The following is a 19,734-nucleotide window of genomic DNA, read 5'->3' on the forward strand; positions in this document are numbered from 1 at the left end:
GGCTGCGATGAATACTTACACCACTGTGCCGAGCGGCGAGCAGGTGGTCCAGGAACTGCCCTGGCGATGGAAAGTCCAGGGCAGGATCTTCCTGATCGGCGGGCTCGGGTTCATGTTCGATGCCTGGGATGTGACCCTGAACGGCATCCTCATTCCGCTGCTCTCCACGCACTGGGCACTGACTCCGGGTGAAGTGGCATGGGTAGGAACGTCCAACCTCATCGGCATGGCCCTCGGCGCCTTCGTCTGGGGCACCATCGCGGACACCATCGGGCGCAAGAAGGCATTCACGGCCACGCTGCTGATCTTCTCGCTCTTCACCGTGTTCGGCGCCTTCTCCCCCGACTTCATCTGGTTCTGTGTGTTCCGGTTCATGGCCGGCTTTGGCCTGGGCGGGTGCATTCCCGTGGACTACGCACTGGTGGGTGAGTTCACGCCACGGAAGCAGCGCGGCAAGGTGCTGACCGCCATGGACGGCTGGTGGCCCATCGGAGCCGCGCTTGCGGGCTTCGTCTCGGCCGGCCTGGTGGCCCTGTATGGCGACTGGCGCTTCACCATGCTGGTGATGGTCCTGCCAGCACTGCTCGTCTTCTGGGTACGGCGGAGCGTGCCGGAGTCACCGCTGTTCCTGATCCGCCAGGGCCGGCGGGAGGAGGCCGCCAAGGTCATCGACGGCCTGGTGGAAGCAACCGGGGCCGAGCCCCGCGCCTACAGCCTGCCGGACGCCAAGGACGTACCGCGGCTCTCCGCCGGCAGCGCCTGGACCCAGCTGCGGTCCGTGTGGCAGTTCAACTGGAAGATCACCGCTGCGGCATGGGCGCTGTTCTTCAGCATCCTGCTGGTCTACTACCTGTCCCTGACCTGGATGCCGCGCATCCTCATCGGCGCCGGCTTCGCGGAGTACAAGGCGTTCGTGACCACCGCGTCCATGGCCGCCGTCGGCCTGCTGGGTGTGATCGTGGCCGCCCTCCTGGTGGAGCGGGTGGGCCGTAAGTGGATCCTGGCCATCACCGGTCCGCTGTCCGCACTGACGCTGGTGATCGTGGCGTTCGTGGTGGACATCCCCACAGCGGCGGTGTTCTGGCTGCTGGTGTTCGGGTTCGTGGTGCAGGTGGCCATTCCGGTGCTGTACGCCTACGTGTCCGAGCTCTACCCCACGGAGCTGCGCGGCAGCGGCTTCGGCTGGGCGTCCACGTTCTCACGGCTGGGCGCAGGCTTCGGCCCGCTCATATTCGCCAACTACTTCTGGCCCGAGCTGGGGCTCGCAACATCCTTCGCCCTGGCCGGCGGGCTGGTGCTGCTGGCGGTGCTGTGGATGGCGTTCTTCTCCCCAGAGACCAAGCAGCGCCGCCTCGAGTAGGGCTGCTTTCGACGCGCTCATCCGGGGCCGACACGCATGTGCACTTACGCACCGTGTATTTTGGGTGCGGCCAATGCGTGTGCGCGTCGACAAGTAACCTGCGCGTCGACGGCGGGTCAGGACCGGGCGGCGGCGAGGTCTGCCAGGGTGGAGACCAGCAGCCGGCGCTCCACCACCTTGATCCGTTCATGGAGGGTTTCCTCGGTGTCGGCGTCCTCGATGGCCACGGCTTCCTGGGCGATGATCGGGCCCGTGTCCACGCCGGCGTCGGCCCAGTGCACCGTGCAGCCGGTAACTTTCACGCCGTACGCCATCGCGTCCCGCACGCCATGGGCGCCCGGGAAGGCGGGCAGCAGCGCCGGGTGGGTGTTCAGGTATTTACCGTTGAACGCGTCGATGAACTCCGGGCTCACGATCCGCATGAACCCTGAAGACACCACAACGTCAGGCTCGAAGGCAGCCACAGCCTTTGTCAGCGCGCTGTTCCACTCCGCCCGGTCCGGGTAGGCCTTGAAGTCCACCACGAACGTTGGGATGCCGACGGCGGCGGAGCGCTCCACGCCGTACGTCCCCGGGCGGTCGGCCCCCACAGCGGCGATTTCCACGTCCAGTTCGCCGGCCTTCACCGCGTCAATTACTGCCTGGAGATTGGACCCGGTGCCGGAAACGAGGACTACGATGCGCATTGGTCTAGCTTATGGGCAGCCTCGCGTAGGCTGGAAAACATGAACAGCAACCCCGAACCGGCGCAGCAGCAGCGGACCAGAGCTCCGCTCAGCGAGGCGGCAAAAGCCTCGCTCGCCAGGACTCACACGCTGTTCCGGATGTTCGTCGTCTCAGTCCTGGGCGCGTTCTTCGTCTACCAGCTGGACGTCAACTACCTCTGGCTGACAGCCATCCTCACGGCCGCCAGCCTGGCCCTGGGGGTGGTGCTGTTGATCCGGGCAGCGAGGTTTCGGGAGTCCAAACTAGTCCTTATCGGCACCATCTCAGGGATGGTGGTTGCGGCCATCCTGGTGCTGCTGATCGTTGTTACAGCAGTTTTCTTTGGGGAAATCCGTGACTACCAGGCGTGCGTGGGCCGGGCGCTGACGGACCAGGCCCAGACTGCGTGCCGGGTACAGCTTGAGAAGTCGCTGCCCGCCCAGCTCCCCTAGCACCCACAAGGGGCATCCACGCTAGTGGATCAGTTCTGCATCCGCTTCTTTTGCGGCCCGCTCGCGTTCCAGCCAGGGTCCGGCTGCGTAGCCGATAACGACGCCGGCCCCCACCTCGGCTGCCACCCACACTCCCGTCCACAAGGGGTCGGGCCCGATTTCCGTCAGCCGTCCGATCCCGGCCGAGCCCCGCGCCATCCACGCCAGCGCCATGGTCAGCAGCCCGGCCGCGAGCCCGGTCAGTGCGCCGAGCACCAGGGTGGAGACGGTGGCCGTAAACCAGCGCGCGCGGACCTTGATGGAAAGCCACTCGTCAAAGTGGTTTTCGCCTTCCCGCAGGAACCACCACCCGGCCAGGACACCGGCAAGAACCGGGGCGATCAGGGCAACGAAGGCATAATCGAGCGGCCCGCTCGGAATCGCTGCCAGGACGGGGATGGAGGGCAGCGGTCCGACGGCGGTGCCGAGCGGACCAACCTGGGAGCCCATCCCCATCGCAAAGCCCGAGCCGGACGTCCACGCGAGGGCGAAGACCACCAGGTTGGGCAGGTAGCCGAGTTGCGCGACGGTGAGTGCCGCGCCTCCGATGGCGCCGGCGTCGAGCGCTTCATAGACGGCGACCACGAGGTTCCAGTGGATGAACAAGTCCACGGCCAGCAACGCCGAGGCAAGTGCCAGGGCGGACACGACGCCAACGAAACCGGCTTTGGCAGCGGAAGCGAGGTACGAGCCGGCCCAGCGGGAATGCTGGCTGGTGCGTGAAATCCAGTCCACGGCGTCGACGCCGATCAGCCGGCTCCAGGACCCTGCCTCACGGCGGGCGCCGATCACCATTCCCAGGGCGTAGGGAATCAGGGGGAACAGCATCGCGTGCCCCAGGTTAATGCCGACGTCGGCCGTGCGGCAGACAAATCCGGTAGCGGCACCAAAGGCGGAGTAGACAAGCCACGATCCCAGGAGCGCCTGCCAGAGCTGGTCCGTGTAGGACGCCCGCGCCAGGCGCCGGCCCGCGCGCCACGCCAGCAGGAACGGGATCAGGGTCAGCCCCAGGGGAACGAGCGTCAGGAGGCCGGCGTCACCGCGGGCCGCGGTGTCCGATCCCGCGGCCGTGAGTGCCAGCGGCACTCCGTGGACCAGCAGCCAGGACTGCCCGGCGAGCCGTGCCAGAGTTTCGAACTGCCCGTCCCGGAAGCCTGCAGTCGCCCAGACGGCAATGATCGGTGCGATCACCACGAGCGCGGAAATGACCGCTGCCTGGGCTGTCTCAAGGGCACCCTGCAGCCACAGGGGCATGGGGAGGCCACGGTCTCCGGTCTGGTCGGCGCGCAGTTTCATCGTGTCCATGGTGTCACGGCGGGTCCGCCAGGCCCGGAAGCGACAGGCTCCCGGGCCGCATCAACCGAGACTTACATGGCTTTTCCCGGCGCTTTTTACAGGGGTCCGCCGTAAAATGGGATTTACTGCAAGCGCCGGCACCCCAAGGGTGCATCGAGAGTACGCCTGGCCCCTGTCGTGTGATCGAACAGCAGCATCGCGAGCAGGCCAGCGAGGGCCCGGAAACCGTAAGCCGGGAAACAGGAGCCGCGAATGAGAGATGAACACTAAGTTCTGAAGATATTCGTCCTACTGGCTGGTGCAGTCACCGTTTCGGCGGAGGCTGCACCAGCGTTTTCATATTTCTGCAAGCACAGCGGCGCCGGGAGCCCCCAAGTAGGCTCCCGGCGTCGTCTGTTACTTTCGCGAATCGTCGCAGGTCCGGACCTTCCCGCTGTCAGCGGGGTGTCAGGACCTCTGGCTTCCGTTCACTCAGAGGCGGCGGTCGCGGTCCACGCCGTCAGCATCAATTTGTTCCTTGCGGACTTCCTCATCGACCCGGACGTCCTCCTGGACCACGTCCTTGTCCAAGCGGACACGCTCCACCGGCACGGTTTCCTTCTCCACCACGGGGCGCTCCTCATGGAGGATCACCTCGTGCTCTTCTTCGCTGATGTCCGGCCCGGACATTGCAGCGCCGCGGTTGGCGTCCGTAATGGGCTCGCGCTCCAGGCGCACCTCTTCCCGCTGCACGGGAACAGTCTTTGTGACGTTCTCGGTAGTGACATACTTCCGCAGCCGGGCACGTCCGGTGGCCTCGCGTTCCTTGCCGACGTGCAGCCGTTCCTCGGAACGGGTCATGGCATCGTCGGTGTTGGGGCCCGAGGTGTCGTGACCCACCGTTCCACGATCGGTGTCGCGGTCAGTGAAGTCGCGGTCCCGGCCGATGCCGGCTGTGGGGGTGCCGGTGTTAAGGTCGGCATCGCCCTGGAGGTCCACATCATTCCGGGACTCGGAGTAGGTGCGGGCTCCGCGGTCGTAGTAGGTGTAGAGGCTATCCTCTTCCTCGGGGGTGAGGTGGCCGTCCACGTCCACGCGGGGTGCGTCCTTGACGTGTTCCTTGGTGTACGGAACCACCAGGTCATCGCCCTGGGTGTGCGCGCCTTCGACGGGGACGAAGGACTGGGAGGTGCCGAAGAGCCCCGTCTTCACAGTGACCCACGTCGGTTCACCCGTGTCGTCGTCCGCGTACAGCTGGCCAATCGAACCGATCTTCTCGCCATCGGAGCCGATGACGTTGCCGTTCCGGTTGAGCAGGTCTTCAATGTTTTCCCGATTGAGCATGACGTCTCCTTGGATGTGTCGTTGCACTGGGTTTTCACCAGCTGCGGATGGTCCGGTGCAGGGGTTGCCCGCTCTCCGGCCGAGCCCCGGCTGCTTGAGGCTTTTGTGCTGGCTGCCCCTCTACCGTAAGCATGCTTAGCATCATATGCAAAGCCTACTTAGTAATTTTTTTAAACCGGACCGCCTGCCGTTCACCCAAGCTTTCCCTCCGGGTAACCCGTTCTCCCCCGCCACGTCAGGGCCGGAGCCCACGGTGGTGGGGTGAGGATCGCAATTGTTGCTGAATCATTCCTGCCGCTGATGAACGGGGTAACGCACTCCATCCTGAGGGTGCTGGACCACCTGCAGGACCGGGGCGATGACGTCCTGGTCATTGCGCCGTCCACCCAGGACGGAGACGCGCCCGATCAGGTCAAGGGTGCCGAGGTCCATCGGCTGCCCGCCGTGCCGCTGGCGGGATACACGAATGTCCGGGTGGCGATGGGCGGTGTGTACCGGGTCAAGAGAATCCTTGCCGACTACGCACCGGACGTTGTCCACCTTGCCTCACCGTTCGTCCTCGGCTGGCGGGCGGCGCAGGCAGCACGTCAGTTGGGGATCCCCACCGTGGCCATCTACCAGACAGAGGTTCCCAGCTATGCGGCCCGCTACGGTGTGCCCTTCCTGGAGAACTGGGCCTGGAACCGCGTGGAAAACATCCATTTGCTGGCCTCCCGCACCCTGGTGCCGTCCACGTTCGCGCTGAACCAGTTGCGCGGCCGCGGCATCCCCCGGGTGCAGATGTGGCGCCGAGGCGTGGATACCGCCCGGTTCTCGCCGGAAAAGCGCGACGACGGGTGGCGGGCTTCGGTGGCCCCCGGCGGCGAGCGGATCATCGGCTACGTTGGCAGGCTCGCCGTGGAGAAGCAGGTTGAGGACCTCGCAGCCCTCGCCGGGATACCCAACGCGAAACTGGTGATCGTGGGCGACGGTCCCCAGCGGGCCGCACTGGAGGAAGCCCTGCCGGCTGCCGCCTTCACCGGATTCCTGGGCGGCGAGGACTTGGCACGCGCCATGGCATCCTTCGACCTGTTCGTCCACCCCGGCGAGTTCGAGACGTTCTGCCAGACCATCCAGGAGGCCATGGCGTCGGGTGTGCCGGTGGTGGCCACGGGCCGCGGCGGCCCCCTGGACCTGGTGGAGAACTCCCGGACGGGCTGGCTCTACGAACCGGGTGACTTGTCCGCCCTGCGCGCCCGCGTCCTGGACCTGATGGGTGATGACGCGAAGCGCCGGGCGTTCGCCGCTGCGGCCCATGCGTCAGTACAGGACAGGACCTGGCCTGCACTCTGTGCCGAACTGGTCCGCCACTACGAGGACGTCCTGGCGGACGCACCGGCGGCACGGGCATCCGGGTCCTGGACATCCGCTTCAAAGACAGGGGCAGCATAGTGAAAATCTCGGTCATCGGCTGCGGCTACCTTGGTGCCGTCCACGCTGCCACTCTGGCCTCGATGGGCCACACGGTGGTGGGCATCGACGTCGATCCAGCTAAAGTTGAACAGCTGGGCCGCGGGGCCGCTCCCTTCCACGAGCCCGGACTGGACGAACTGCTCCAGGACGGGCGCAGCAACGGCAGGCTGCGCTTCTCCACGGATGCCTCGGATGCCAAGGATTCGCAGGTCCACTTCCTCTGCGTCGGGACTCCCCAGGACAAAACGTCCGACGCCGCCGACCTCACCTTCCTGGTCTCCGCCGCCAGAACGCTACTGCCGCACCTGGCGGCGGGCGCCGTCGTCGTCGGTAAATCCACCGTGCCCGTGGGCACCGTTCAGATGCTCCGCGGCGTCCTGGCCCGGCGGCCGGACGTGCTGCTGGGCTGGAACCCCGAATTCCTCCGCCAGGGCACCGCGGTCAAGGACTCGCTGGTGCCTGACCGGCTGGTCTACGGCGTGGACGGCGGCCGGACCGCCGCGTTCAACCCGTCCACCGGCGCGCCGCTGGGCGTGACGGCCGCGCTGGATGCGGTGTATGAGCCGCTGCTCCGGGCCGGGATTCCGCGGCTGGTCTGCAATTTCGCGACGGCGGAACTCATCAAGTCCGCGGCTAATGCGTACCTGGCCACCAAGGTCAGCTTCATCAACGCCGTGGCCGAACTCTGCGACGCCTCCGGGGCGGACGTGGGCGAACTCAGCGAGGCGATGGGCTTGGACCCGAGGATCGGGAACCGGTACCTGCATGCCGGGCTGGGCTTCGGCGGCGGCTGCCTGCCCAAGGATATCCGCAGCTTCCGGTCCCAGGCCGCCGGGCACGGCGTCACTGCCGTGGAGGACTGGATGCGCCTGGTCGACTCGGTGAACCTTGGGCAGCGGTCCCGGACGGTGGACCTGGCAGCGGAGCTCTGCGGCGGAACCCTGGCCGGCCGTTCGGTGACCGTGCTGGGGGCGTCCTTCAAACCGGACACGGATGACATCCGGGACTCCCCCGCCCTTGACGTGGCGGACAGGCTTGCGGCCGCAGGGGCACACGTGACGGTGACGGATCCCAAAGCGGTCAACCATGCCTGGCGGCGGTACCCCCGGCTGCGGTTCGAAACCTCCACCGGACGTGCGCTCGAGGGTGCGGAACTGGTGCTGCTCCTGACGGAGTGGGACGAATACCGGCAGCTCTCCCCCACCGTTGCCGGCGGGCTTGTCCGACGGCGGGTGGTGCTGGACGCACGCAATGTGCTGGACGCCGCTGCCTGGCACGCAGGCGGCTGGGTGGTGCGCGGCCTGGGTTCGGCGGCCGGGACGTCAACCGGCAGTGCCGCACCTGCCGCACCTGCCGCTGAACGCGTACCGGCCTCCCGGGCGCGGTAAGACCTCTTAGGTAAGCAGCCCCAGTTCGGCGAACGCGAGCGCCACGCCGTTGCCGGCGGGGCCTGGGGTAACCCGGTCTGCGACTGCCAGCACGCCCGGGTGGCCGCCTTCCACGGCGATGCCCGTGCCGGCGTACTCCAGCATCTCGATATCGTTGGCGCTATCCCCGATCGCCACAATGTCTTCCCGCTTCAGCCCCAGGCGCTGCTCCAGCACCTGGATCCCCAACGCCTTGTGGGTTCCGGCCATGTAGATCTCCCCGGCGCGGTCACCCAGTGCGGAGAGGGAGCTCGGGATCAGCCCCACCCCGGGACCGAAGTCGTGCATGAGGCCGGTCAACGGCACGGGCGAGTCGAAGCAGGAGATTTTGGCGAAGGAAACGGACCTGAGGTCGTCGCTGTACTGCATGGGTCCGAGGATGTCTTCAAGGGGATCCACGTCGGTGCTCAGGACGCCGTCGTGCTGCGGGCGTCCGGCAAAGATGGGTCCCAGAACCTCCCGCAGGCGCTGGTCCACGCCGGTGCGTCCGTGCAGGGCCTCGGGTGCTTCCAGGATGTAGGCGGCGTTGTTGGCGTCCAGGGTCTCGACGATGCGGGCAGCGACGTCCGGCTCGAAGCGCGAGTCCTTGAGGATCTCACCGTCCATTTCCACCCGGGCACCGGCGCCGGTGATCACGCCGTCGAATCCCGCCGCCAAGATGTGGCCGGGGACCATGGACAGCGGGCGTCCGGTGCAGACGAATACCAGGTGGCCGTTCCGGCGCGCGGCCTGGACGGCCTCAACGTGGGCTTCCGGGGCCAGCCCGTGGTCGGCATAGGTACCGTCGATGTCGAGGAAGATGGCACGCGGCCGGACGGTTCGCTGGCTGGACATGCCGGACTCCTTGGTCTGTTACGGGGACCGTTTCATCCTATCCAAGGCGGGAACCGCGGCAGATTATTGCCGTTCAGGGCCCCCAAAACCCTGCGGCCCGACGGGCAAAGTGATAGTCATCCTGTGATGTTTGAAGCCTTGCAGGCAAGTAAGCACACTGATTGAATTAGCACACCGGAATATGGGGGCCCGGCACAACTTACTGACTAAGGAGTGACAACATGGGCATTCTCGGATTTCTCATTTTGGGCCTGATCGCCGGAGCTATTGCAAAGGCAATCCTGCCGGGCCGCCAAGGCGGCGGCTGGGTGATCACCATGGTCCTCGGGGTTGTCGGGGCCATCCTCGGCGGCTGGATCGGTTCGCTGATCTTCGGTGGCGGGCTGGCGGAATTCTTTGACATCCGCACCTGGCTCCTGGCCATCCTCGGTTCCGTCATTGTGCTGCTGGTCTACGGGGCAGTCACCAACCGCAGCCACCGCAGGGTGTAGCCGCACCATAATTCCCAACGCAAAACGCCGTCCTCCGTTTGGGGGACGGCGTTTTTGCGTCCCGGCCTTCCGGGAGCAAACTTCCGGATAACTTAATGGGAACCGATTTCCCCTTTCCGGGTGAAAGTCCCAGGTCCGCATTTATGATGTGCGAGGGGGTGGTCTCATGGCTGATTCAAGCCACGCGGAAAATGTGGCGGTCCGGGCATTCAGTGCAATCCTGGACGCGAATCCGGACGCCCTTTTGGCCCTTTCTGCGGACGGCACCATCACCATGGCCAATGCCGCGGCGGCCCGGCTCTTCGGGTTTCCACCTGAGGAACTGGCCGGCCGCAACTACCGGACGCTGCTGGCCGGCGGGTTCGGTGACGACGTGGACCGGCTGCTCCGCCGGCTTGCGCTCGAGCCCGGCCGCTACCCACCGCCCGTGGAGATCCGGGGGAAGCATCGCGACGGTACGGAATTCCCCGCGGAGGTGGCGTGTTCCCTGGTTCCTTCCGGCGGGCGTGATGAGGCAGCGGGCCAGGCAATCCAGCCCACGCAGGCGGGGCACGACGGCGGGATGCCCGCCGGTACGTGCCTGCTGCTGTCCGTCCGGGGTACGTCACACCGCCAGGCCGCGGACGCGGACCTGCGGGAGGCCATGTCCCTGCTCACGGCCACCTTGCAGTCCACCGCCGACGGGATCCTGGTGATTAGTTCCGAGGGACACGTGGCCGGCTTTAACGACCAGTTCCTCACCATGTGGAACATCCCGGCGGAGCTCCTAAAGGGCGACAGCGAAGAACCCATTATGCGGCTGATCGTTTCGCAGCTGGCGGACCCCGCTGCCTTCATGGCCCGGCTGACAAAGCTGGAAGAGGACCCGGCAGCCGAAAGCCACGACGTCCTGGACTTCAAGGACGGCCGGACCTTCGAGCGGTACTCCCGGCCGCAGCGGGTGGGCGAGAACGTTGTGGGCAGGGTATGGAGCTTCCGCGATGTGACGCCGCGGCGGAAGGCCCAGGAACAGGCCCAGCAGGCCATGCTGGACCTAGCGGCGCAAACAGAAAAACTCCGTGCCATGGCCTTCCAGGACCCCCTGACCGGGCTGGCCAACAGGGCAGTCTTCAACGACGCCCTGGCCGAGGCGCTGCAGGAGCCGCGGCTGAAGGCCGTGGACGTCCTCCTCCTGGACCTCGACGACTTCAAGGAAGTCAACGACATCCTGGGCCACCAGGCCGGCGACGACATGCTGATCGAGGTATCGCGCCGGCTCCGCGGCTGCGTCCCCACCGCCGACGTCGTGGCACGCCTGGGCGGCGACGAATTCGTGGTGCTGCTCACCGCCTGCCCCGACGCCGATGACATCGCTGCCTGCATAGTCCGCTGCCTGCATGTACCGCTGACCATCAACGGCACGGTGCTGCGCCCCCGCCTCAGCCTGGGGCTCGCATCGCTGGCCCAGGACAGCGTGGGTCCGTCCGAACTCCTGCGCCAGGCGGACATCGCTATGTACGCGGCGAAGGCCGCCGGCAAGAACCGGTTCCTGCGGTTCCACCCGGACATGATGACTGCACTCGTGCAGCGCACGGACATGGAAAGCGCCCTGCAGCTGGCCGTTCCTCGCGGCCAGATCACCGTTGACTTCCAGCCCATCGTGTCGCACCGCATGGGGCAAGTGGTGAAGTTCGAGGTGCTGGCCCGGTGGGACCGCGGCGGCGAGCGGGTCCCACCGTCGATCTTCATCCCGCTGGCTGAGCGCACCGGACTCATCAACGAAATCGGTGCGGAGGTGATGGCGCTGGGGATGGTGCAGCTGGCACGGTGGCTCAGCGAGGATCCCTCGCGGTCCCTCGCAGTCAACGTCTCCGGGGTCCAGCTCCAGGACCCTGAGTTTGCCCAAGGGGTGCTCCACCTTGCGGAGGCCAGCGGCGTGGCGGCCTACCAGCTGGTGCTGGAGGTGACCGAGAGCGTGTTCTTCGACGCCGACTGCAGCCTGATCAGACAACTCAGTTCGCTGCGCGACGCCGGCGCCCGGGTGGCCCTGGACGATTTCGGAACCGGCTACTCCTCCCTCGGCAGGCTGCAGGACCTTCCCGTGGATACGGTGAAGATCGACAAGACCTTCGTGTCCATGGTCCGCACCGGCGAGGAACGCCTGCCCATCCTTAGCTCCATGATCAACATGGCCCACAGCCTCGGCCTGACGGTGACGGCGGAGGGCGTGGAAACGGCGGCGCAGGCGGACTACCTGACAGCACTGGAATGTGACTCCCTGCAGGGGTACCTGTTCTCGCTCCCCGAGCCAGGTGAACGTCTGGACCACGCCCTGCGGCGGGCCGAGGAAGCCCTCCAGGCCCTCAATGGGAGGTAAGTTTCAGGCACAGGCAGCCCGCCGCCCTTGAGGTGCGAGGGATACCATAGGGAGGCGTCTCCACCCAGGTCTCGGGTGGGCCCGGCTGGGGGCTCAGGGCGCCGGTAGGGGAAGGGTTTGTCCGTGTCTCAGGCTGGTCTCTTGGAACAAAGTCCCGCCACGGGCGGCAGGACGCGGCTGGGCCTGCTTGGCTTGTTGGCGGCCGCAGGGTTTGCGGCGCTTGGGCTGTATTTCGCCGCGAACAACGGCACGCCGCATGCGCTGGTGACGGGCGATTTCCTGATTCTCGCCGCATCGCTGCTGGCAGGGGCCAGCTGCGCCCGTGCAGCCCGGCAGGGCGGAGTGAACGCCCGGGCCTGGACCTTCATGGCCGTAGCCGTGTTCGTCTGGGCGGCCGGAATGGCCGTGTACGCGTACTACGGCCTGGCCTTCAATCACGTCTACCCGTTCCCGTCGCTGGCCGACGCCGGGTTTATCGGTTACGCGGTGCCCGCCGTCATCGCGATTTTCGCCTTCGCAAGGCGGGCGGGAAACCCCGTAGCGTTTTACCGGGCCCTGATGGACGCCGCGGTCATCGCCGGTTCGTTGCTGGTGGTCAGCTGGTACACGGTGCTCGGAGCTGCGTTCAATACGGAAGGGGACGCCCTGGCCCGGCTCACCGGCATGGCCTACCCCGTGGTGGACCTGGTGATCACATCCCTGGTGCTGGTCCTGGCCATGCGCCGGCAGCCCGGTGAGCGGCTTCCTTTCCTGTGCTTCGGGGGCGGCATGCTGGTCCTTGCGGTCACGGACAGCATTTATGTGCGAATGACGTTTGACGGCTTCACCGGTGCCACCGGTTCGCTGCTCACCCTGGGCTGGGTCGCCGCCTTCTTCCTGATCGCTTTTGCCACCCTGGTGCCGGATGAGGACAAGCCAGGCCCGGTGGGGAAGGGTGCCACGCTGGCGCTTGAACTGCTGCCATACGGGCCGTTGCTGGCGGCCGTGATCCTGTTGGCCGGGCCTGATTTGGCCACACACGATCCGTTCCCGCTGGTGGTGGGAGCCGCCGTGCTGGTATCCGCCCTGATACGGCAGGTGCTGATTGTGTTTGAGAACATCACGCTCACCGGCGGACTCGAGGAGGAAGTGGCGGCCAGGACCCGGGAACTGGAGACGGCACGGGAGGCGGCCATGGAATCCAGCCGGCTCAAGTCGGAGTTCCTGGCCACCATGAGCCACGAAATCCGGACCCCCATGAACGGCGTGGTGGGCCTGACCGCACTCCTCCTCGAAACACCGCTGGACGAAACCCAGAAGCAGTACGCCCAGGGGGTCCGCGGCGCCGGCGAGTCGCTGCTTGCCCTGATCAACGACATCCTGGATTTCTCCAAGCTGGAAGCCGGCAAGGTGGACCTGGATGTCCGTCCGTTCGATCCCCGGCTCCTCGTGGAAGAGGTGGCCGGGCTCCTGGCCGAGCCGGCCCTCGCCAAGAACCTGGAGCTGATCGGATACTGCGAGCCGGATGTGCCGGCGCGCCTGCAGGGCGATTCGGGGCGGATCCGGCAGGTCCTGCTGAACCTCGCCTCCAACGCGGTGAAATTCACGGCATCCGGGGAGGTGTCCATCCGGGTGACAACACAGAACCCCGGCGCCGCCCCCGGAACCATTTCCGTGGTCCACTTCGAAGTCCGGGACACCGGCATCGGCATCGATCCCGCGCACCACCGGAAACTGTTCGAATCGTTCTCGCAGGCGGATGCCTCCACCACGCGCCGTTACGGCGGAACCGGCCTTGGCCTGGCCATCAGCAGCCGGCTCACCGAGGCGATGGACGGCGATATCGGACTGAAAAGTGTCCCCGGGAAGGGCAGCACCTTTTGGTTCCGGCTGCCCCTGCCCGTGGCGCCGCCGTCCACCGATCCCGTTCCCGCTGCGGGCTTCCTCAACGGCCTGCGCGTCCTGGTGGTGGACGACAACGCCACCAACCGCCTGGTGCTGGAGTCGCAGCTGCGCGGCTGGCGGCTGCAACCGGAGGCCGTTCCGGACGCCGCTGCAGCACTGGACCGCGCCCGGGAAGCAAGTGCCGCCGGCGAGCCGTTCCAGCTGGCGGTGCTGGACTTCTGTATGCCGGACATCGACGGCCTGGAGCTGGCCCGGCGCATGAAGTCCGATCCCCGCCTGGCCGGCATTGAACTGATCATGCTTACCTCCACCATGCAGGTGAACACCGCCGAGATCACCGGGGCGGGAGTCCGCGAATGGCTGATGAAGCCCGTGCGCAGCTCCGAGTTCTACAACCGGCTTGTCCGCCTCATGTCCAGCAGCGAAACCGTGCAGCCGGCAGGGGCCTCCGGCCTCCAGGAGGCAATCACGGGCACCGGCCCCGACCGCGGGCGGGTCCTGATCGTGGAGGACAACGAGGTCAACCAGCTGGTGGCCGAGGCGACGGTCAGCAAGTTTGGCTACGCGGTGGACGTTGCCTCCAACGGGGCCGAGGCCGTGGACGCCACAGCAAGCACCCGTTATTCCGCCGTCCTGATGGACTGCCATATGCCGGTCATGGACGGATTCGAGGCCACCCGCGTGATCCGCGCGCGCGACGGAAGTTTCCGCCTGCCGATCATCGCCATGACTGCCGGCGCCCTGGACGGGGACAGGGAACGGTGCCTCGCCGCGGGCATGGATGATTACCTGGCCAAGCCGGTGGATGCGGCAGCACTGCAGGCTGCACTGGCCCGGTGGGTTCCTGAACCGGCCGCCCAGGTATTGGCAGCCACCGGCGCCACCCGCGCTGCCACAGAGCCCCCGGCTGTGGACCAGGACCGGCTCGCCATGCTCCGCGGCCTGGGTCCCGACGACGGCCGCGGGCTGCTGCCGGCCACGGTGGAAGCGTTCCGGAAGGACGTGCCCGCTCGGATGGCAGCACTGCAGGCCGCGCTGGATGACGGCGGCGGGGAGGCACTGGTGCAGGCTGCGCATGCCTTGAAGGGGTCGGCGGCCAACATCGGCGCCGGCAGGGCGGCCGCCATCTGCGCCGACCTGGAAGGGCTGGGCCGGGCAGGAAACCACGACGGCGGAACGGACCTGCTGCGCCGCCTCAAGGCAGAGCTGCGGTGGGTGGATATTGAACTCGATGCGGCGCTGGGGGTGGACGGATGAAAGTCCTCGTTGCCGATGACGATCCGGGTTCGCTGCTGGTGGCCCAGGCCGCCGTCGAGCGCGCCGGGCACGATTGCCTGGCCGCAGCGGACGGTGACGAGGCGTGGGGACTGTACCTTGAGCAGCAGCCGGATGTGGTGGTTACGGACTGGATGATGCCCGGCATGGACGGGCTGGCCCTCTGCCGCGCCATCCGGTCCCGGGGCGCGGACCTGTACACGTACATTGTGATGCTGACTTCGCAGGACTCCCGTGATGACGTGCTGGCCGGGATCGAGGCCGGGGCTGACGACTACGTCACCAAGCCGCTGGATCCATTCGTGCTGCGGGCCAGGCTGCTGGTGGCACTGCGGATAACCACCCTGCATGCGGACCTGGCCCACTACCGGAAGGTGCTGTCGCAGCAGGCGCGCACTGATCCGCTGACCGGGCTGCACAACCGGCTGAAGCTGGCTGAGGACCTGGAACAGTTGCATGCCCGCAGCGTCCGCTACGGGGAGCAGTACAGCCTGGCCATGTGCGACGTGGACAATTTCAAGGCCTACAACGACGTTTACGGGCACCAGGCCGGCGACCTTGCGTTGCGCGCTGTGGCCGCGGCCCTCGCGGGGCAGGCCCGGAAGTCCGACGGCGTGTACCGGTTCGGCGGCGAGGAGTTCCTGCTGGTCTTCCCGCACCAGAGCCTGCTGCGCGCGAAGGCCTGCATGGAGCGGGCGCTGGACGCCGTGCGGGATCTTGCCATCCCCCACTGCGGCGACCCGTCAGGCCAGTTACGGCTCAGCGCCGGGATCTCGACGTTTTCCCCCACTGAGGGCCGGGACGCCGAGACACTGCTCGGTGCTGCGGACGCGGCACTCTACGCGGCGAAGACGGCCGGCCGGGACCGGGTGGAACTGGCCGGGTAAGCCGGGTTCTCAGGCGGCTTTTTTGGTGCCGGCCTTCTTGGAGACCGGCTTCTTGACTGCCGGCTTCTTGGCTTCCGGCTTCTTGGCTTCCGGTGTCGCGGCGGCCTGCGGCTGCGACGTTGCTTCGGGGCGGGGCGGTGCCTGGTAGGCCGGGTCGCCCGCGGTGTCAGGAACCACTTCCTCCGCGGCAGGAGCCTGGACTGACGCGCCGAGGTAGGTATCGCCGTCGGCCGGCTCAACGGCGGCTGCCGCGGCGCGGTTGCGGCGCCAGCGGCGGAGCAGGTCCGCGGCGGCCAGCATGCCCGCGAGGGGCGTGAGCACCGCGGCGCCGTAGACGAACAGCATCCAGGTCAGGGTGGTCAGCGGCGGCTGGTTGTTGTGCAGCAGGGACAGCCCGCCCAGCAGTCCCACGGCCCAGAAAAGAATCACTGCCGTCAATACGGCAGCTGCCGGAAAATACTGGTTGGTCACGACTTTTTTCAGGGTTTCCATGCACTTCCTCCTGCCTGGCCGGGGGCTGCGGAAAGTGGCCGCATCAACACAAGTATGGGGCTGGATCAAGGCAAAACACGGCAAGACACCGTGGCGAGTGACGAACATAACTGGCGGCCCCGCCGTCGTCCGTTTTTGCCCGGATCTTCCCCGCTGCGCCCAGTCCCGTTACGGTGAATTTTGTCCGCCCGATTTCCGAGAGGCTTTCCATATGCGCAAAGTAACTGCCGGCTTGTTCCATTCCGTGGATGGCGTGGTGTCAGATCCCTACAAATTCCAGTTCGACAGCTTCGATGACGAGCTTGGTGAAGGCCTCACCAGGATGATGGACAACGTGGACACCGTGGTGCTGGGCCGGGTGAGCTACCAGGAGTGGGCCGGCTACTGGCCGAACGCGTCGGTGGACGAGGACTTTGCGGCCTTCATCAACCCGGTGGAGAAGCACGTGGCCTCACGAACCCTCACCGAACCGCTCGCCTGGCAGAACTCCCACCTGATGGATGCCCCGCTGGAAGAGTTCGTGGCAAAGCTGAAGGAGCGCGACGGCGGCGAGATCGCCGTCTGCGGCAGCATCTCCGTGACCCGGCAACTGCTGTTCGCCGGGCTACTGGACTCGCTCACGCTGATGACCCACCCGGTGATCGCCGGGAGTGGCCGCAGGCTCTTCGAGGACGGCGATCCGACAACCCGCCTGGTGCTGCAGGACGAAAAGCGCACCAGCAAGGGCAACGTCCTCAGCACCTACAGCCGGCTGGAGGGCTGAAGCCGGGGCAGGCCATCGCCGGCTAGTGGCTGACGGTCCCCCGCCGGGATTCCAGGACCGGCCGGATCCAGGTGTCGGCCAATAGTCCGGTGGCCACCGAGTAGAGGGCCTTATGCGTCACGTCCACCAGCTGTTCCCTGGCAGGCCAACTGGTGGGCGGGGCGCCGGCGCCTGTGGAGTTTTCCAGCGTCTGGTCGAACGCGAGCCGGACAACAGTGTGCTTGACATGGGCCAGCGGACCCCGGATGCCGGTGACGGCCCAGATCCCCCGCAGCGACCCCAAAGCAGCGCCGGTCCCCCAATGCATGATGTGGTTCCAAACAAGGGGCTGTTGCGCGTCGTCGGCCCGCTGCCCCAGCAGGGTCAGCAGTGTCCGGGCGGGAACGTAGGAGTTGGGACGCTTGGTCAGGGTTTGTTCAAGCTTCTCCCCCGCCGTCATCACAGCGACGCCGGCAAGGCCGCAAACAGCACCTCGTGCAGCCGCCGCAAGTAACACTTCACCGCGTGATTGGGGCATGGCTCCTCCTGTTGATTCTGGAACGGTGACAGGACATTCCGTACCCCCTCGCCCGTGGCGGCAAACAGGAGGCCGTTACACGTGCGGTTCAGTCCCTGGGGGACAGCAGGCGTCCGACGGCGGCGATGTCACCCGGGGTTGTCCGGCAGCACCCGCCGATGATGAGGGCACCGAGGTCCTGCCAGGTTGCCCTGCCCTCGGCAAGGCTGGCCGGATGCCCGAGCCGTGTGCCTTCGGACGGTGCGGCAGGGCTCCAGGTCTTGGTACCGGGATCGTAGGTCTCACCCGAGTTCGGGTAGGCCACCAGCGGCTTGCTGGTGGCCGCCCCCAAAGCGGCGAGCGCCGGGGTGACCAGCTCCAGTGGCACGCAGTTCACGCCGACAGCTGCAACGGACGCCTCGCCGTCCAGCAGTGCGGCCACCAGCGTCAGCGGAGTGCCGTCACTGATGTGTCCGCCGTCCCGGAGCGAGAAGGAGAACCAGGAGTCGACGTCGAACTCCTTGCTGAGTACCAGCAGCGCCTCCGCCTCGGCGAAGGACGGGAGTGTTTCGAAGGCGAGAACATCGGCGCCGGCGCTCACGAGGGCTGCGACCCGGGGATAGTGGAAGTCGCGGAATTCTGCGGGAGACAGGGAGTAGTCCCCGCGGTACTCGGAACCGTCCGCAAGGTAGGCGCCGTAGGGTCCCACAGAGCCGGCAACCAGCAACGGCTTGGCTTCCGGGTGGGCGGCAAGGTGTTCGCGGCGGGCCTCGTCGGCAAGCCTGACCGACAATGCCACCAGCTCCAGCGCCTCCTGCTCACTGATCCCCCGCGGGGCAAACCCCTGGGGCGTGGCCTGATAACTGGCTGTGGTGGCGATCCTCGCTCCCGCCGCAAAGTAGTCCCGGTGGACGTCCCTGATCAGGTGGGGCTGTTCGAGCAGGACCTTGGCAGACCACAACGGGTCGTCCAGATTGCAGCCCCGGGCCTCAAGCTCTGTTGCCAGGGCGCCGTCGGACGGAAGGTACTCCCCCGATTCGAGGAGGGAGGACAACGCGTTTACAGGCATGACAGTCATTATACGCATTTCCTTATGCTTGTAATGAATGTTTCTTTCTGCCACGATGGCAGGCAGCCGCCAGCCCGGAGGAAGGAAAGAGGACAGGTTCTTGGACGTTCAACTACACGCGGTGCGCAAGCTGCGCGTCCACTGGCCCATCAGCGGCGCCACGTTTGCGCAGCTGGCCCAGGGGAAAGCGGATGCCTTCCGGGACGATCCGGGCATCGCAGCCCTGCTCCGGGCCTTGGCGCAGTTCCAGGAACTGGGCGACTTTGGCACCTACAAGCACGTGTTCGAATCCGGGCTTGGCTTCGAAGGGTTTACCACAGCAGAGGGAGCCAACCCCACACTGGGGCGCGTCGGCGAACAGACCCTGTCCCCCACCTTCGTTTTCACCACCTACTTCGATGCCTCGCTGGAAGACGCCGTCGTTGACCGGTTCATGCGGCAGATCGTGGACATCCACCCGTGGGAAGTTCCAGTGATCGAACTCGAAGGACCCCTCAGCGTAACCAGCACGGCACTGGCACCGGTCACCCAAGGAGCGGCAGCATCATGACGGAAACCCTCACCACCTCCCTGTGGGAAGGACTGCAGCAGGTGCTCGCGGGCCGCCGGTTCATTGACCTGACCCACGCCTTCCACCCCGGCCAGCCGCATTTCGCCGCCTTCCCGGACGAGGAGCGGGAAGCCCTCTTCGACCTTGAAAAGGGGGACGGCTTCACCGCCCACCGCTATTCGATTGTGGGCCAGTGGGGCACGCATGTGGACCCGCCGTCGCACTTCATTCGGGGCGGCCGGACCCTGGACCGGATCCCGGTCCAGGAGACGATCCTGCCGTTGGTGGTCCTGGACATCTCCCACCAGGTGGCCGGCAACCCGGATGCCACCCCCACCCTGCAGGACGTACGTGGCTGGGAGAGCCGCAACGGCACCATCCCGGCGGGCAGCTTCGTGGCCCTCCGCACCGGCTGGAGCCACCGCTGGCCGGACGCCGAGGCCATGGCCAACCTGGACGGGCTGCCCGAGGCCGGAGCCGCCGTCGTCGCAACCTGGGCCAAGCCTTTGGACGGCAGCGGGTTCCCGGCGCGGGTGTTTGCCATCTGCTGAACCGGTGGCCGGGAGAGCCGGTCCACTAGACT

The 19,734-nt window shown here is 66.7% G+C and carries 18 protein-coding genes; 11 read left to right on the forward strand and 7 right to left on the reverse strand.

Annotated elements, in window-relative coordinates:
• Positions 1-7 precede the first annotated feature (7 nt).
• Positions 8-1,360, forward strand: coding sequence for an MFS transporter (locus AC5RT3_RS07360; RefSeq protein WP_494052366.1), 1,353 nt, complete (start codon positions 8-10; stop codon positions 1,358-1,360).
• Positions 1,361-1,476: 116 nt separating this feature from the next.
• On the opposite strand, the gene purN is transcribed toward AC5RT3_RS07360, so the two are convergent.
• Positions 1,477-2,046, reverse strand: coding sequence for a phosphoribosylglycinamide formyltransferase (gene purN, locus AC5RT3_RS07365; protein WP_494052367.1), 570 nt, complete (start codon positions 2,044-2,046; stop codon positions 1,477-1,479).
• Between the two features lie 39 nt (positions 2,047-2,085).
• Here purN and AC5RT3_RS07370 point away from each other — a divergent pair, with 39 nt between their 5' ends.
• Positions 2,086-2,517: a hypothetical protein gene (locus AC5RT3_RS07370; RefSeq protein WP_494012171.1), complete on the forward strand. Its 432-nt coding sequence runs from the start codon at positions 2,086-2,088 to the stop codon at positions 2,515-2,517.
• A gap of 21 nt (positions 2,518-2,538) precedes the next feature.
• Here AC5RT3_RS07370 and AC5RT3_RS07375 read toward each other — a convergent pair whose 3' ends face one another.
• Together AC5RT3_RS07375 and AC5RT3_RS07380 are read right to left on the reverse strand one after the other, a co-directional pair.
• The gene (locus AC5RT3_RS07375) at positions 2,539-3,852 is read right to left on the reverse strand and encodes a cell division protein PerM (RefSeq protein ID WP_494123911.1); all 1,314 of its coding nucleotides are present in this window, start codon (positions 3,850-3,852) and stop codon (positions 2,539-2,541) included.
• 471 nt (positions 3,853-4,323) lie between these two features.
• Entirely contained in the window at positions 4,324-5,175 is an 852-nt protein-coding gene (locus tag AC5RT3_RS07380; RefSeq protein ID WP_494052369.1) for a PRC and DUF2382 domain-containing protein, read from the reverse strand.
• A gap of 261 nt (positions 5,176-5,436) precedes the next feature.
• On the opposite strand from AC5RT3_RS07380, the gene AC5RT3_RS07385 reads away from it, so the two are divergent.
• Entirely contained in the window at positions 5,437-6,606 is a 1,170-nt protein-coding gene (locus AC5RT3_RS07385) for a glycosyltransferase family 4 protein (protein WP_494052370.1), read from the forward strand.
• A complete protein-coding gene (locus AC5RT3_RS07390) occupies positions 6,606-8,015 on the forward strand; it encodes a UDP-glucose dehydrogenase family protein (protein WP_494052371.1) in 1,410 nt (469 codons plus the stop codon). The genes AC5RT3_RS07385 and AC5RT3_RS07390 overlap by 1 nt, the downstream gene beginning before the upstream one ends.
• Positions 8,016-8,021: 6 nt before the next feature.
• Here AC5RT3_RS07390 and AC5RT3_RS07395 read toward each other — a convergent pair whose 3' ends face one another.
• Positions 8,022-8,888 carry an HAD hydrolase family protein gene (locus tag AC5RT3_RS07395; RefSeq protein ID WP_494052372.1) on the reverse strand — a complete coding sequence of 289 codons (867 nt, stop codon included), beginning with the start codon at positions 8,886-8,888 and terminating at the stop codon, positions 8,022-8,024.
• Between the two features lie 221 nt (positions 8,889-9,109).
• Here AC5RT3_RS07395 and AC5RT3_RS07400 point away from each other — a divergent pair, with 221 nt between their 5' ends.
• The 4 genes from AC5RT3_RS07400 to AC5RT3_RS07415 all read left to right on the forward strand — a co-directional run bounded on the left by AC5RT3_RS07400 (position 9,110) and on the right by AC5RT3_RS07415 (position 15,781).
• Entirely contained in the window at positions 9,110-9,379 is a 270-nt protein-coding gene (locus AC5RT3_RS07400; RefSeq protein ID WP_494012176.1) for a GlsB/YeaQ/YmgE family stress response membrane protein, read from the forward strand.
• A gap of 166 nt (positions 9,380-9,545) precedes the next feature.
• Positions 9,546-11,735: a sensor domain-containing protein gene (locus tag AC5RT3_RS07405; RefSeq protein WP_494123881.1), complete on the forward strand. Its 2,190-nt coding sequence runs from the start codon at positions 9,546-9,548 to the stop codon at positions 11,733-11,735.
• 141 nt (positions 11,736-11,876) lie between these two features.
• Positions 11,877-14,876: a response regulator gene (locus tag AC5RT3_RS07410; RefSeq protein ID WP_494123882.1), complete on the forward strand. Its 3,000-nt coding sequence runs from the start codon at positions 11,877-11,879 to the stop codon at positions 14,874-14,876.
• Positions 14,873-15,781 carry a GGDEF domain-containing response regulator gene (locus AC5RT3_RS07415; RefSeq protein ID WP_494123883.1) on the forward strand — a complete coding sequence of 303 codons (909 nt, stop codon included), beginning with the start codon at positions 14,873-14,875 and terminating at the stop codon, positions 15,779-15,781. The genes AC5RT3_RS07410 and AC5RT3_RS07415 overlap by 4 nt, the downstream gene beginning before the upstream one ends.
• A 9-nt stretch (positions 15,782-15,790) precedes the next feature.
• On the opposite strand, the gene AC5RT3_RS07420 is transcribed toward AC5RT3_RS07415, so the two are convergent.
• Positions 15,791-16,273 carry a hypothetical protein gene (locus AC5RT3_RS07420; protein WP_494123884.1) on the reverse strand — a complete coding sequence of 161 codons (483 nt, stop codon included), beginning with the start codon at positions 16,271-16,273 and terminating at the stop codon, positions 15,791-15,793.
• A 211-nt stretch (positions 16,274-16,484) separates the two neighbouring features.
• Between AC5RT3_RS07420 and AC5RT3_RS07425 the strand changes: the two genes are divergently transcribed.
• Entirely contained in the window at positions 16,485-17,036 is a 552-nt protein-coding gene (locus AC5RT3_RS07425) for a dihydrofolate reductase family protein (RefSeq protein WP_494052378.1), read from the forward strand.
• Positions 17,037-17,058: 22 nt separating this feature from the next.
• On the opposite strand, the gene AC5RT3_RS07430 is transcribed toward AC5RT3_RS07425, so the two are convergent.
• On the reverse strand, positions 17,059-17,553 hold the full coding sequence (locus tag AC5RT3_RS07430; RefSeq protein ID WP_494123885.1) for a hypothetical protein: 495 nt from the start codon (positions 17,551-17,553) through the stop codon (positions 17,059-17,061).
• 88 nt (positions 17,554-17,641) lie between these two features.
• Entirely contained in the window at positions 17,642-18,601 is a 960-nt protein-coding gene (mmuM, locus tag AC5RT3_RS07435) for a homocysteine S-methyltransferase (protein ID WP_494123912.1), read from the reverse strand.
• A gap of 55 nt (positions 18,602-18,656) precedes the next feature.
• On the opposite strand from mmuM, the gene AC5RT3_RS07440 reads away from it, so the two are divergent.
• Together AC5RT3_RS07440 and AC5RT3_RS07445 are read left to right on the forward strand one after the other, a co-directional pair.
• Positions 18,657-19,151 carry a hypothetical protein gene (locus AC5RT3_RS07440; RefSeq protein ID WP_494103579.1) on the forward strand — a complete coding sequence of 165 codons (495 nt, stop codon included), beginning with the start codon at positions 18,657-18,659 and terminating at the stop codon, positions 19,149-19,151.
• Positions 19,148-19,702, forward strand: a complete 555-nt coding sequence (locus AC5RT3_RS07445; RefSeq protein ID WP_494123886.1) for a cyclase family protein — start codon at positions 19,148-19,150, stop codon at positions 19,700-19,702. The genes AC5RT3_RS07440 and AC5RT3_RS07445 overlap by 4 nt, the downstream gene beginning before the upstream one ends.
• The last annotated feature ends 32 nt before the right edge of the window (positions 19,703-19,734 follow it).

This window comes from Arthrobacter sp. Y3221159, assembly GCF_059089885.1.